This is a genomic window from Brevundimonas sp. (assembly GCF_036405315.1).
GTDB lineage: Bacteria > Pseudomonadota > Alphaproteobacteria > Caulobacterales > Caulobacteraceae > Brevundimonas.
Genome location: NZ_DASWXW010000027.1, coordinates 35160 through 48587 on the forward strand (window position 1 = coordinate 35160; position 13428 = coordinate 48587).

At 67.5% G+C, this 13428-nt stretch carries 9 protein-coding genes; all 9 read right to left on the reverse strand.

The window, feature by feature from the left end:
- Position 1 precedes the first annotated feature (1 nt).
- Entirely contained in the window at positions 2-1321 is a 1320-nt protein-coding gene (gene aptA / locus VGE49_RS01905; RefSeq protein WP_331032897.1) for an omega-aminotransferase AptA, read from the reverse strand.
- A 184-nt stretch (positions 1322-1505) separates the two neighbouring features.
- Positions 1506-3701, reverse strand: coding sequence for a TonB-dependent receptor (locus VGE49_RS01910; RefSeq protein WP_331032898.1), 2196 nt, complete (start codon positions 3699-3701; stop codon positions 1506-1508).
- A gap of 296 nt (positions 3702-3997) precedes the next feature.
- Positions 3998-4567 (reverse strand): cupin domain-containing protein, encoded by a 570-nt coding sequence (locus VGE49_RS01915; protein WP_331032899.1) that lies wholly within the window; start codon positions 4565-4567, stop codon positions 3998-4000.
- A 5-nt stretch (positions 4568-4572) separates the two neighbouring features.
- Positions 4573-5859, reverse strand: coding sequence for an acetylornithine deacetylase/succinyl-diaminopimelate desuccinylase family protein (locus VGE49_RS01920; protein WP_331032900.1), 1287 nt, complete (start codon positions 5857-5859; stop codon positions 4573-4575).
- A 10-nt stretch (positions 5860-5869) separates the two neighbouring features.
- On the reverse strand, positions 5870-6970 hold the full coding sequence (leuB, locus tag VGE49_RS01925) for a 3-isopropylmalate dehydrogenase (protein ID WP_331032906.1): 1101 nt from the start codon (positions 6968-6970) through the stop codon (positions 5870-5872).
- Between the two features lie 4 nt (positions 6971-6974).
- Positions 6975-7739, reverse strand: coding sequence for a glucose 1-dehydrogenase (locus VGE49_RS01930; RefSeq protein ID WP_331032901.1), 765 nt, complete (start codon positions 7737-7739; stop codon positions 6975-6977).
- A 12-nt stretch (positions 7740-7751) separates the two neighbouring features.
- Entirely contained in the window at positions 7752-9200 is a 1449-nt protein-coding gene (locus VGE49_RS01935) for an aldehyde dehydrogenase family protein (RefSeq protein ID WP_331032902.1), read from the reverse strand.
- 247 nt (positions 9201-9447) lie between these two features.
- Positions 9448-12687, reverse strand: a complete 3240-nt coding sequence (locus VGE49_RS01940; RefSeq protein ID WP_331032903.1) for a TonB-dependent receptor domain-containing protein — start codon at positions 12685-12687, stop codon at positions 9448-9450.
- 344 nt (positions 12688-13031) lie between these two features.
- Positions 13032-13428, reverse strand: a 397-nt coding sequence (locus VGE49_RS01945; RefSeq protein ID WP_331032904.1) for a bacterial transcriptional activator domain-containing protein, incomplete at its 5' end; no start/stop codon positions are given.

Here is a 13428-nt window from a genome sequence, read left to right on the forward strand (position 1 = left end):
TTTAAGGCGTGCGGCGAATGATCTGTGACAAGTGATCGATCAACTCATCGATCTGCGCGCGGCTGATAATCAGCGGAGGCGACAGGGCGATGACATCTCCCGTCACTCGGATCAGAATTCCTTCGTTGAAGGCCGTATGGAACACGTCCATGGCGCGTGCGCCGGGCGCGTCCGGGCGCGGCGCCAGCTCGACGGCGGCGACCATGCCCAGGTTGCGGATGTCGATGACGTGCGGCAGCCCCTTCAGAGCGTGCACCGCGTCTTCCCAATAGGGCGCCGTGTCCGCAGCGCGCTGGAACAGGCCTTCGCTCTCATAGACGTCCAGCGTCGCCAGACCGGCGGCGGCGGCCAGCGGGTGGCCGGAATAGGTGTAGCCGTGGAAGAACTCGATGCCGGGCGCGGCGGCGTCCTTGACAATGGCGTCATGGATTTCGCCGCGCACCCCGACCGCGCCCATCGGCACGGCGCCGTTGGTCAGTCCCTTGGCGCAGACCAGCAGGTCGGGAATGACGCCCAGGGTCTCGGACGCCGTGGCCCCGCCGATGCGGCCGAAGCCGGTGATGACTTCGTCGAAGATCAGCAGGATGCCGTGTCGCCGCGTGATCTCGCGCAGTCGCTCCAGATAGCCGACGGGAGGCACGATCACGCCCGCCGACCCCGACAGGGGCTCGACGATGACGGCGGCGATGGTCTCCGGCCCATGCGACCAGATCAGGGATTCCAGTTCGTCGGCCAGATGCGCGCCCCAGGCCGGCTGGCCGCGCGAAAAGGCGGCTTCCTCCAGGTTCAGCGTGTGCGACAGGTGGTCGACGCCCGGCAGGGTCGGGAAGCCGCGGCGGTTGTTCTCCAGCCCGCCCACGGAAATGCCGCCGAAACCGACGCCGTGATAGCCTTTTTGCCGACCGATCAGGCGGGTGCGTTCGGGCTGTCCCTTCGCCTGCTGATAGGCCAGGGCGATCTTCAGGGCGGTGTCGACGCCTTCGGAGCCCGAGCCGGCGAAGAAGACATGGTCGATGTCGGCCGGGAAGAGCATGCCCAGGCGCGCGGCCAGTTCGAACGCCAGCGGATGGCCCAGCTGGAAGGTCGGAGCATAGTCCAGAACCTCGGCCTGACGCTGAATGGCCTCGACGATGGGGCGGCGGGCGTGGCCGGCGTTGACGCACCACAGGCCTGCCGTGCCGTCGAGGATCGGGCGACCGTCCGGCGTGAAGTAATGCATGTCCTTGGCCGAGGCCAGCAGCCGCGGATGCGCCTTGAAGCTGCGGTTCGCGGTGAACGGCATCCAGAAGGGATCAAGGTCGTTGGCGGCCCGTGCGGTCATGCATGCATCCTTTCAGAGCGGCCAGTAGCGGATGAATGGAGGGCGATGGGAAGTCTGTTATTCGCGCGCCCTAAGTGACTGATTTTCCGTCAATAGGGCGGTCGGCGATCAGGATCGTGGGCGCCCCGATCAAGGGAAGGCGGGCTGGAAGGCGGACGGAGATCCTTCCAGCCCGAAGGCGCGTTCAGTATTGCAAGCTGAGGCGCGCGCCGATGGTGCGCGGCCGACCCGGCTGGGCGATGTCGGCGCTGGTGAAGAAGTTGCGTGTCAGGTCGTATTCCTGATCAAACAGGTTGCGCGCCCAGAAGGTGACGGACCAGTTGGCGGCTTCGGGGCCGACGGTCACGCTGGCGTTGGCCAGCCAGTAGCCCTCGACGTCGTACTTGGCGCCCAGCCACGAGGGATAGTCGTCGCGGTAGCTGTAGTTGGCCTCGGCCGTGACGGCGAAGCCGCTGACCATCCAGTCATAGCTGGCCGACCCGGCGTAGCTCCATTTGGGGAACAGGATCGGGTCGCCGGCCTTGTCGACAAAGATCGCCTGGTTCGCCGCGCGCGAGGCGGGCACGTCCAGGGCTTCGTACTCATCGTACTCGCCGGATTTGTAACTCAGCGACTGGCCGATCCGCAGGCCCTGGACCGGCTTCAGCACGGCCTCCAGCTCGGCGCCCCAGATGTGCGAGGACGGCACATTGGTGAAGCGCCCGACCGGCCCGTTGGCGCCCCAGACCGCCGACAGCACCTGCTGGTCAGTGTAGTCGTAGTAGTAGGCCGCGCCGTTGATCTGCAGCGCCCGCGAGGGATCGGCCTTGAAGCCGACCTCGTAGGCCCAGAGGATTTCCGGGTTGAAGGGCTCGATGCCGCTGCGGTTCCCGGTGTTGTAGGTGGTGAAGCCGCCCGACTTGGCCCCGCGGCTGGCCGAGCCGTAGATCAGCAGGTTGTCGGAGGGTTTGAACTCCAGCGCGGCCTTGCCGGTCAGGGGCGTCATCTCGGTGTCGACGCTGGTCGGGGGCAGCGCGGTGGCGCCGCCGAAGGCCGAGCCGAAGCCTTCAAGCTCGCGCGTTTCCTCCTCGTAGCGCAGGCCCAGGATGGCTTTCCAGCGTTCGGCGAAGGCGTATTCCGCCTGGCCGAACAGGCTCCAGGACTCGACCTTCTGGTCATATGTCACCTGGGCGTAGGTGCCGTAGATGTCGATGAAGTCCGAGAAGTAACGCTCGTTCAGGTCCTGCTTGGAATAGTAGAATCCCGCCACCCAGGTCAGGGCGCCGTCGTTGTCCGAGGCCAGGCGCAGTTCCTGCGAAACCACGTCCACGTCGCTGCCGAAGAAGGTGTCGGCCTCGACCGAGGCGCTGGAGTCCCAGTCGCCGTATTCGCTGCGGTCCAGGGTTTCGAAGCTGCTGATGCTGGTGAGGGTCATGCCCTTGAGCGCCAGGTTGGCGTTCAGCGACGTGCCCCAGGACGAGTTGTCGCGACCCGGCTTGTCCGTGACGTCGCGGCCGATCGAGGCGGCGAAGCGCGGCGACAGGCCCCAGCCGGTCTTGGAGTGATCCTTGTCCGCGGGAATCACCGGCCCGGTTCCGCCGCGCGTGCGCAGGTCGCTGAACAGGTAGAGAGCCTGGTTCTCGGACTTGTCGATCCCTCCGTGGACGTCCAGCAGCAGGGACAGGGTCTCGGTCGGATCCCAGGCCAGCAGGGCGCGGGCGCCCGTGCGGTCGGCGTCGCCGATGGATTCGCCGGTGGTGCGGTTGTGCTGCCAGGCGCCGCCCTGTTCGGTCGAGACGGCCAGGCGGCCGCGCAGGCCGCCGGCCAGCGGGCCCGAGGCATGGCCTTCGGCTCGGAACTGGTCGTGGCTGCCCCATTCGGTCATCAGGCCGGCCGACAGGTCCTCGGTCGGGCGCTTGGTGACGAAGCTGATGGCGCCGCCGGTGGTGTTGCGGCCGTAGAGGGTGCCTTGCGGTCCGCGCAGGACCTCGACCCGGTCGATGTCGAAGATCAGGCCCTGGGTCATGACCGGGACCGGATAGGCGACCTCGTTCACATAGACGCCGACTGTGGGCGAGTTGTTCGAGGCGTAGTCCTGGAAACCGACGCCGCGCATGCGGAACTGGGCCGCGCCGCCGCCGAAGGCCGGTTCGACCTCCAGGTTGGGCGTGGCGTTCTGAAGCTGGTTGACGTTGGTGATGCCCTGCTGCGTCAGGCTCTCGCCGCTGAGAACGCTGAGGGCGATGCCGACGTCCTGGGCCGCCTGTTCGCGGCGCTGGGCGGTGACGATGACCTCGTCGACCGTCGTGGCCTGTCCAGGCGGCGCCTGTTGAGCCATGGCGGTGGTGGAACACAGGGCTGCGAGCGCCCCGGCGGATACGCTGACCAACAGACGATTCATCGCCTCATCCCTCCCGATGTTCTCGCCCGAACCGTTCTTCAGCGGACTCGTTGCGAGTGCGAACTGGGCACAGGCTCAGTTCACCATGTCCTTTGTATCTCTGGCATTATGCGGTTGTGCAATGCAGCAAGGCGCAACCTTGTGTCGTCACCTCCCCGTGCCGAACTCATTTCGCGCACGCAGTAGCTGACGAAGTCCGTTTTCTCGCAAGCCTGTTTCTTTGGTTCACCAAGGCGCTGAGAGATTTGGAAAATTAAATCTGTTGCTCAGTATTCCGATCATTCGCAACGCGGCTGTCAGAAGGTCGGCGGCGTGCAGGCGCTGATGACGACGCAGGGGCAGTCGCCGACGTTGCGGAACCGATGCGGCAGGGTGCTGGGGAACAGGTAGCCGTCGCCGGCTTTCAGCACGCGAGCCTGACCGTCCACGGTGACTTCGAGGCGGCCCGATATGATCAGGCCGCCTTCCTCGCCTTCATGAGACAGCATGACCCGTCCGCTGTCGGACCCCGGCTGATAGGTCTCGTGCAGGATCTGCAGGCTGCTGTCCTGGCCCGAGCCGAGTTGACGGTAGGAGACCTCGCCGCGTGAGATGTCGGTCAGTTCGTCGTGGCGATAGAAGTATTTGGTCGGGGCTTCGAAGTCCGAGCTGAAAAACTCGCCCAGCGACACGCCGGCGGCGTCCAGCAGGCGTTTCAGCGAGCCGACCGAGGGGCTGGTGCGGCCGCTTTCCACCAGGCTGACGGTGCTGGACGGCACCCCCGCCTTTCGCGCCAGCGCCCGTTGCGACAGGCCCAGCCGGTCCCGCAGCGCCCGCAGGCGCGGACCGATGATGTTGTCGCCGTCGTCCCCGTCTCCGCGCGCCATGTCGCTCATCCTCGCTTGCGGGTCAGCAGGTCATAGGCCGCGCGGGCCATGACCTTGGCCGAATTGGTCATGTCGTCGATGCCGACCCATTCGTCGGGCTGGTGCGCCAGGTCCAGCACGCCGGGACCATAGGCGATGCAGTCCTTCAGCTTGCCGATGCGGTCGATGTGCTTCTGGTCATAGGTGCCGGGCGAGCAGACGAACTGGGCCTTCTTGCCCAGCACCGTCTCGATGGCGGCGGCGGTGGTGCTGGCCACCGGCCCGTCGCGGTCGGCCATGCTGGGGGCCACCTCGAACAGGTCGCGCATCTCGTAGCGGAAGCCGTGACGCTGGGCGGCCAACCCGTCGAGGATGGCCTTCACCTCGCCCTTCACGTCGTCCAGCGTCTCTTCGATCAGGAAGCGGCGGTCGATGATCATGCGGCTGGAATCGGCCACGCAGGGGGCGGGCAGGCCGTCGAAGCCCTCGGCCTGACCGCCGTGGATCGAGTTGATGTTCATCGTCGACTGACGCGCGCCTTCGGGTACGACGGGCATGTCGGAGCGGCGGGCGGCCATGGCGGGATAGAGCTTGGATTCGAACTCTTCCATCACTGCGCCCATGTGGCGGATGGCCGAGTCGCCGAGGAAGGGCATGGAGCCGTGGGCGATGCGCCCCTTGGTCTCGATCTCGGCCCACCAGACGCCGCGGTGGCCTATGCAGACCCGGTCCACGTTCAGCGGCTCGGGGATGATGACGTGATCGACGCGCGGGGTGGAGAACCAGCCACGCTCGGCCAGATAGGCGACGCCGCCGTAGCCGCCCGATTCCTCGTCCACCGTGCCGGAAATCTCCAGCGCGCCGGGCAGGGGCAGGCCGGAATCGATCAGGGCCTCGACGGCGATGATGGAGGCGGCCAGCCCGCCCTTCATGTCGCAGGCGCCCCGGCCATAGACGCGGCCGTCCTTCACCTCGCCGCCGAAGGGATCGACGGTCCAGCCGGCGCCGACCTCGACCACGTCGATGTGGCTGTTGAAGTGGACGCAAGGCCCCGGTTCAGAGCCGGTCCAGCGGGCGATGACGTTGGTGCGGGGATAGGCGTCGCTGTCGCCGGGCGAGCCTTCGCCGCGCACATATTCGACGGTGAAGCCGCGCTTCTTCAGCCGCTCGCCGATGTATTCGGCGCAGGGGCGATAGGCCTCGCCCGGCGGGTTGACGGTGGGAAAGCGGATCAGGTCCTGGGTCAGGGCGACCAGTTCGTCGGTGCGGCCGTCGATCAGGTCCATGACGGTCTGCAAGGTGGGGGCGCTCATCGGTCGATCCTCACGCGAACTGGGCGTCCAGCGCGGCCAGAACCGCGTCGGTCATCTGAAGGGTGGAGACGGGGGCGACGCCCGGCGCCGCGATGTCGGGGGTGCGCACGCCGCTGGACACGACCCGTCGCACGGCGCGCTCCAGCGCATCGGCCAGGTCCGCCCGGTCGAACGACCAGCGCAGGCACAGGGCGAAGGACAGGATGGTCGCGATGGGATTGGCGACGCCTTGCCCGGCGATGTCCGGCGCCGAGCCGTGGATCGGCTCGTACAGGCCCCGGCTGCGCCCGCCCTGACCGAGGCCGGACAGGGAGGCCGAGGGCAGCAGGCCCAGAGATCCGGTCAGGGCCGCCGCGGCGTCCGACAGGATGTCGCCGAACAGGTTGTCGGTGACGATGACATCGAACTGATCCGGTCGCCGCACCAACTGCATGGCGCAGTTGTCGGCGTACATGTGCGACAGCTCCACGTCGGGATAGTCGGCGGCGACCTCGGTCGCCACGGCCCGCCACAGGGCGCCCGTCTCCATGACATTGGCCTTGTCCACCGAGCAGACACGGCGCTGTCGACCACGCGCGATCTCGAAGGCGACGCGGCAGACGCGGGCGATCTCGGCTTCGGTATAGGCCTGGGTGTCATAGGCGCGGCGCTGGCCGTCCGCATCGACCTCGTTGGCGCGGGGCAGGCTGAAATAGACGCCCGCCGTGGCCTCGCGCACGATCATGATGTCGAGGCCCCGGATCAGTTCGGGCTTCAGCGCCGAGGCGTCCCGCAATTCGTCGAAGCAGACGGCGGGGCGCAGGTTGGCGTAGAGGTCCAGGGCCTGACGCAGGCGCAGGATGCCCATCTCGGGCCGCTGGGCGCGGGGCAGGTGGTCCCACTTGGGCCCGCCGACCGCGCCGAACAGGACGGCGTCGGAGGCCAGGGCCTGCTGCACGACATCATCCGCGATGGGCGCGCCCACGGCGTCGATGCTGGCGCCCCCGGCCAATCCCTCGCTCAGTTCAATTCGCAACCCGGCGTTCCGGCTGAACCAGTCGACGACGCGCAGGGTCTCGCGGATGATCTCGGGCCCGATGCCGTCGCCAGGCAGGACCAGCAGCTTGAACACGCGGTCAGATGCAGCGGCCACCGTCCACCTCCATCGCCACGCCGGTGATCATCGAGGCGTCGTCCGAACAGAGGAAGGCGGCGGCGGCCCCCATGTCCTCGGGCGTCGAGAAGCGGCCGATGGGGATGGAGGCCAGGAACCTGGCCCGCACCTCGGGCGTGTCGGCGCCCATGAAGGTCTTCAGCAGGGGAGTGTCGCCCGCCACCGGGTTGAGGGCGTTCACCCGCACCTGGAAGGGCGCCAGCTCGACCGCCATCGCCCGCGTCGCCGTGATGACCCAGCCCTTGGAGGCGTTGTACCAGGTCAGGTTGGGCCGGGGGCTGACCCCGCCGGTCGAGGCGATGTTCAGGATGGCGCCTGCGCCTTGCGCCTTCATGCCCGGCACGAAGGCCTTCGACATGAGATAGATGGCGCGCATGTTGACGTTGGCGATGCGGTCGAAGGCCTCGTCCGACAGTTCGTCCAGCGGCTGGGGCGTGTGGCCGACGCCGGCGTTGTTGACCACGATGTCGATTCCGCCCAGCAGGCGGTTGGCCGTCTCGGCCAGGGCGGCGACGTCGGCGGCGCTGGACACGTCGACGGCCAGGCCCAGCTCGGCGTCACCCAGTTCAGCGGCCAGGGCGCGCGCCGCGTCGCCGTTCAGGTCGGCGACGATGACGCGGGCGCCTTCCTCGGTGAAGCGGCGCGCGATGCCGGCGCCGAAGCCGGAGGCTCCGCCCGTGACGATCGCTCGCTTGCCCTCCAGCCGCTTCGATCTGTTCTCCCCCAAGACGCCTACTCCCTATCCGTGATGGGCCGCGACGGTCTTCAGGGTGGTGAAGGCGTAGAGCGCCTCGAACCCTTTCTCGCGACCGTGGCCCGACTTGCCGACGCCGCCGAAGGGCAGTTCAACCCCGCCCGCCGCGCCGTAGTTGTTGATGAAGACCTGTCCGGCCCGCAGGCGTTTCGCCAGCCGCATCTGCCGCCCGCCGTCGGCGGTCCAGACCCCGGCGACCAGGCCGTAGTCGGTGCCGTTGGCGATGGCGACCGCGTCCTCCTCGGTGTCGAAGGGGATGACGACGACGGCGGGGCCGAAGATCTCTTCCTGCGCCAGCGGGTGATCCGGGGCCACGCCCGCGAACAGGGTGGGGCGCACATAGTGGCCGCCCGCGGGGGCGTCGGCGACGATCTCGCCCTGGGCCGCGATCAGGCGGGCCTGCGCGCCGAGGTCCAGATAGCGGTCCACCATGGCCTTCTGCTTGGCCGAGATCAGGGGGCCCAGGTCGCGGTCGTCGATGGCGGCGCCGACCCTGAGCGCGCGATAGCGTTCGCTCATCCGCGCGATCACCTCTTCATGGACGCCGCGTTGCACCAGGACGCGCGAGCCCGCCGAGCAGGTCTGGCCCGCGTTCTGGATCCCCGCGTTGACGAGGAAGGGCAGGGCCTTGTCCAGATCGGCGTCGTCGAACACCAGCTGGGGCGACTTGCCGCCCAGCTCCAGCGTCACCGGCACGGCGTTCAGCGCCGCCGCCTGCTGGATGGCCACGCCCACCCCGGTCGAGCCGGTGAAGGACAGATGGTTGATCCCCGGATGAGCGGCTAGCGCCGCGCCCGCCTCTGCCCCCGTGCCGGTCACGACGTTCAGGGCGCCGGCGGGCAGGCCGCAGTCGGCGGCGATGTGAGCAAAGGCCAGGGCGGTCATCGACGCCTGTTCGGCGGGCTTCAGCACCACGGCGTTGCCGACCGCCAAGGCGGCGACCACGGACCGGCCGATGATCTGCATCGGATAGTTCCAGGGGATGATGTGCCCCGTCACCCCGTGCGGCTCGCGCAGGGTGTAGACAGTGTAGCCGTCCAGGAAGGGGATGGTCTCGCCGTGCAGCTTGTCCGCCGCCCCTGCGTAGAACTCCAGATAGCGCGCCAGGGCGAGCACATCGGCCCGGGCCTGTTTCAGCGGCTTGCCGACGTCCAGGGCCTCCAATTGCGCCAGCATGTCGATGCGGGCCTCGACCTCGCGCCCCATGCGGGCCAGCACCCGTCCGCGCTCCGCCGCCGTCATCCGCCCCCAGGGACCATTGAGAGCGCCGCGCGCCGCACGCACCGCCGCGTCGACGTCTGCGGCCCCGCCGGCCGCCAGCATCCCCATCGGTTCGCCGGTGGAGGGGTTCTCTATGGGCAGGGCGCCGCCGCCGGCGGGCGTGCGCCATTGGCCGTCGATGAAGACCTGATCGGTAGGGAAGGGCGCGACCATCAATCCGTGCTCACCATCATCGCGGATCGCCGCTGCGAACGCTGAACCAGCAGTGGGCACAATTATCGATTACGCAACAAGCCCTTTATGGGCAGGGCTCAAGTCACTGATTTTGTGTTCGCGCTGATCGATATTATGAGCGTTTTGCACGCTCTTGATCAAGCAGTCGAAGTCGGGCCGGGCCCAGAATGCAAAAAGGGGCGGCGGACCGAAGTCCGCCGCCCCTCTTCCGTTCAGGCCCTGAGGCTTAGAACGGACGGTAGTTCAGGCTCAGGAAGAAGCGACGTCCGAACAGGTCGAAGTTGTCGGCCGTCGTATTGCCCAGCCAGCGCGCCGGCTCGGCGTCGAAGGCGTTCACGACGCCGGCGCGAACCGTCAGGTTGTCGCGAGCGGCCCAGCGCACCGAGAAGTCGTGCTGCGAGAAGTCGCCCGTTTCCAGGTACTTGGCGGTTTCATACAGGTCGGGGTTGGCGACCAGGTTGTCCTTGTCGAGGATTTCCTGGCTGGCTTGCCAGTCCCAGTCCCAGGTGAAGGCCAGGGTGTCGACGGGCGCCCAGGTGACGGTCGACAGGAAGCGCACGCGCGGCATGCCGACAGTGTCTTCGAAGTCCGACGAGTCGGTCGGATCGACAATGTTGACGAAGTCATGCTGCTCGATCAGCCAGTTGCCGCGGATCGAGTGGCTGAACGTGCCCCAGTTGCGGCCCATGAATTCCGGCAGATCGGTGCGGTAGCTGGCGGTGAAGTCCACGCCCTTGGCCGTCAGCGCCGCATAGTTCAGCGAGCCCTGGATGAAGCTCGTCACCTGGAAGCTGGACGGGTCGCGGGTCTGGGTGGCGCAGGCACCGACGTTGACCGAGTCGCCGTTCACGCACTGGTTGGCGGCTTGCTGGGCGGTCACGGAGGAGATCGCGTCGTTGATCTCGATGTCATAGTAGTCGAGGACCAGCGAGAAGTTCGGCAGCAGATAGTCCGGCGTCCAGACGCCGCCGACCGTGAAGCTTTCCGAGGTTTCGGGCTTCAGGAAGGGGTTGCCGCCCGCCAGACCCGACACCGAGCCGCTGCCGTAGTTGGGCAGGTAGGCGTTGGAGGCCGAGGCGTCGGCGAAGTTCAGGTTCAGGCCGGCGGCCTTGGCCAGAGCGCCGCAGTTGGCGATGCGGTTGGCGGCGATCGAACGGTCGGCCAGGTTGTTGATGACCGTGGCCGAGCAGGGGTCGCTGAAGCCGTTGGCGAAGGTCTGGCCCAGCGGTTCATTGGTTTCGCCCAGGTTCGGCACGCGGATCGCCGTGGCGGTCGTGGCGCGGAACATGAACTGATCGACCGGGCGCCACTGGAACTGGCCGCTGTAGGTCTCTTGCTGACCGACGTGCGAGTAGTCCGAGAAGCGATAGGCGCCGCTGATTTCAGCCGACTTGCCCAGGAAGCTGTCGCGGAACAGCGGGATGCTGACTTCGGCGAAGACGTCGTTGGTGTCGTAGCTGGCTTCTTCGAAGTCAGGGCCGGCGTTCAGGAACAGGAAGCGGCCGGCGGTGTCGCGGTCGCGGCCCGTGCCGCTGGTGATTTCCTTGCGGTATTCATAGCCGATCGACGCGCCGATCGGGCCGGCGCCCCAGAAGTCCCACAGCTTGCCCGAGGTGTAGGCCATGAAATCGTGCTGCTTGTTCTGGTCAGTCACCGTGACGGCGGCCTGCAGGTAGTCCAGGCCTTGCTGGGTGAAGCCGTTCGGGCCGAAGACGCGGACCGGCGAGCAGTCGTCGATCACGGCGCCCTGACGCGAGTAGGTGACGCCGCCGATGACGGCGTCCGGCACGGCGACGCCGTTGGCCTTCATCAGTTGCACGCGGCAGACGATTTCGCCCGGCTTGCCGTGGACCTTGCCCGCGACGTCGACGACGGCGTCGGCCGCAGCCTGGTAGCGGACCACGTCCACGCCCAGTTCGCGGTTCGAGTTGTTCATCTCGCCATAGGTGTAACCGGCTTCCCAGTTGACGTCCTTGACGAAGCCGATGTCGCCCATGTCGCCGCGCAGGCCGACGACGTAGCGTTGCAGGTCGCGGGTGTTCTGCTGGTTACGGGCCGGGCCGTACAGCTTGTGCTGGGCGCGGGCGTCGGCGACCGTGCTGGTGACGACGCCGGCCGAGTTGAAGATGTCGCGGCGGTTGTTGGTGATCGCCTGACGCACGTCAGCCGGCAGGTAGGCGTTGTCCAGGCCGATTTCGAAGGCCGAGGTCGCCGTGATGGCGCCGACGGTGTTGGCGGCCAGGCTGCGGATGTTGAAGTCGTGGAAGACGCGCTGGCCGGCGTCGTAGGTTTCTTCCTCGACGTACTTGGCTTCGGCGAACAGGCTGACCCGGTCGGTGATGTCGAAGTTCAGGCCGGTCTGGAAGCGATAGTTCTCCGATTCCGGCAGACGGCTGGCCTGGCCCTGTTCGGTGTTCGAGACCTGGCCTTCGCCGCCGTTGCTGGTGGTGCGGCTGAAGCCGGTGCCCTGACGGATCGAGCCGAAGGTGACAGGGCGCGACTGGCCCTGATCATTATAGAGGTAGGAGTTGTCCAGACGGTTCGACGGCGCCAGCGAGAAGCAGTTGGCCGAGAAGGTCGTGGCCGAGCAGGTCTGGAACGGCACGTCGGGGTCGTTGGCGGCGCTGGGCTTGGTGCCGGTCGACAGGATGGTCACGCCGCCGAAGTTGGTGCCGCGAATGTAGGTGCGGGCGTCGCGGATCAGGATCTGGTCCGGCACGCCGTCCGAGGGGGCGCTGGACGGGTCGGCGTCGTTGCCGATCAGGGCCCAGGATTCACGGCGCCAATCGACGTCGGAGTCCAGAACCTCGTCATTACGCTGGTACTCGCCCGACACATAGTAGTTCAGGCGGCCGTCCATCAGGTTCTGGCCCCACAGGACCGAGAGGCGCTGGCTCAGTTGGTGGTCCTGGTTGATCTCGGCGATCGAGCCGTCGATCTCCAGACCGTCGAAGTCCTTGCGCTGGATGAAGTTGACCACGCCGGAGACGGCGTCGGCGCCGTAGACGGCGGCGGCGCCGCCGGTGATGACTTCCGTGCTGGCGACCAGCAGGCGCGGGATGGTGTCGACGTCGACCGCCAGCGAGCCGGGGCTCGAACCGACGTGACGACGGCCGTCAACCAGGACCAGGGTGCGAACGGCGCCCAGGGCGCGCAGGCTCAGCAGCGACAGGCCGCCGTCGTTCAGGTTCGAACCCGTGGTGTCTTCCGGCACCTGCGACGTCGACAGGGCGGGGATGTCGGCCAGGAAGTCGATGACGTTGACTTCGCCCGACTGCAGCAGCTCTTCCTGACCGATCTGGATCAGGGGCGTGGGCGAGTTGGTCGGGCTGCGACGGATGCGCGAGCCGGTGACGACGATCTCGCCGACGTTGGTCGCCTGTTCCTGGGTCTGAGCCGATGCGGCGACCGGAGCCGCGCCGATCGCGGCAGCGGCCGTTAGGCCCGCGATCAGGGTCGTGCTCATGAGCCGGGATTTGATTGTGGACATTTTATATTTCCCCTCCCGGAGCTGCGTCCGGGTAAACGGCGCCTTTGCCGCCGTAGCTCAATCGTCGCTCGCGGACGTAACGGCAAGAATTATGGCCGCGGGGCGACGCAATTACGATGCAATGAGACTTTTGGGTGACGGTTTGTCGGGTTTTGGCCGCGAGTGGGGCGCTCGAAGGAAGCTGCTCAGCGCGGTGCTTCGCCGCCGCGTCGGGGGCGTCATGGTGCGCGCGGTCTTCCGCCCTGTGATGGAGGTCGCCGAATCCCCGGCGGCCGCCTGGCGCGTCCGTCAGGGAAGGCCATTCTTGGCGGGCGCGCGCCTCAGGGGCGTGCGGGCGCAACGCCGGTTTGAGGGGCGCCCCAGCCCGCCGGCCCGATCCGCATCCAGTCGGGAGTCGGGCCGCCGCTGAACGCGACCCCGGCGGGTTGACCCGACGACAGCCTGATTGCGGCCGGCGCCCGTTGGGTCGAAAGCACAAGTTGCAGGATCAGCCGCTTGGCCTCTTCATTCTCAGGCTGCAAGCGGACGACCTCGCGACAGGCTTTGAGCGCCGCGGCGTCGTCTCCCAGAGCTTGGAGCGACAGCGCCAGCTTCATCCAGGCGTTCTCGCCCCAGGGCTCGATCGCCACCGAGCGGGAGAACAGCGGCGCCGCTTCGGCGTGGTCGCCTCTCCTCGCCAGGAGGCGGCCGAGGCGGTAGAGCGTCAGCGCGTCGTCC

What these genes read in the sequence shown, in the direction of transcription:
- aptA (WP_331032897.1), bottom strand. Translation starts at nt 1,321, where the DNA reads ATGACCGCACGGGCCGCCAACGACCTTGATCCCTTCTGGATGCCGTTC.
- VGE49_RS01910 (WP_331032898.1), bottom strand. Translation starts at nt 3,701, where the DNA reads ATGAATCGTCTGTTGGTCAGCGTATCCGCCGGGGCGCTCGCAGCCCTG.
- VGE49_RS01915 (WP_331032899.1), bottom strand. Translation starts at nt 4,567, where the DNA reads ATGGCGCGCGGAGACGGGGACGACGGCGACAACATCATCGGTCCGCGC.
- VGE49_RS01920 (WP_331032900.1), bottom strand. Translation starts at nt 5,859, where the DNA reads ATGAGCGCCCCCACCTTGCAGACCGTCATGGACCTGATCGACGGCCGC.
- VGE49_RS01935 (WP_331032902.1), bottom strand. Translation starts at nt 9,200, where the DNA reads ATGGTCGCGCCCTTCCCTACCGATCAGGTCTTCATCGACGGCCAATGG.
- VGE49_RS01940 (WP_331032903.1), bottom strand. Translation starts at nt 12,687, where the DNA reads ATGAGCACGACCCTGATCGCGGGCCTAACGGCCGCTGCCGCGATCGGC.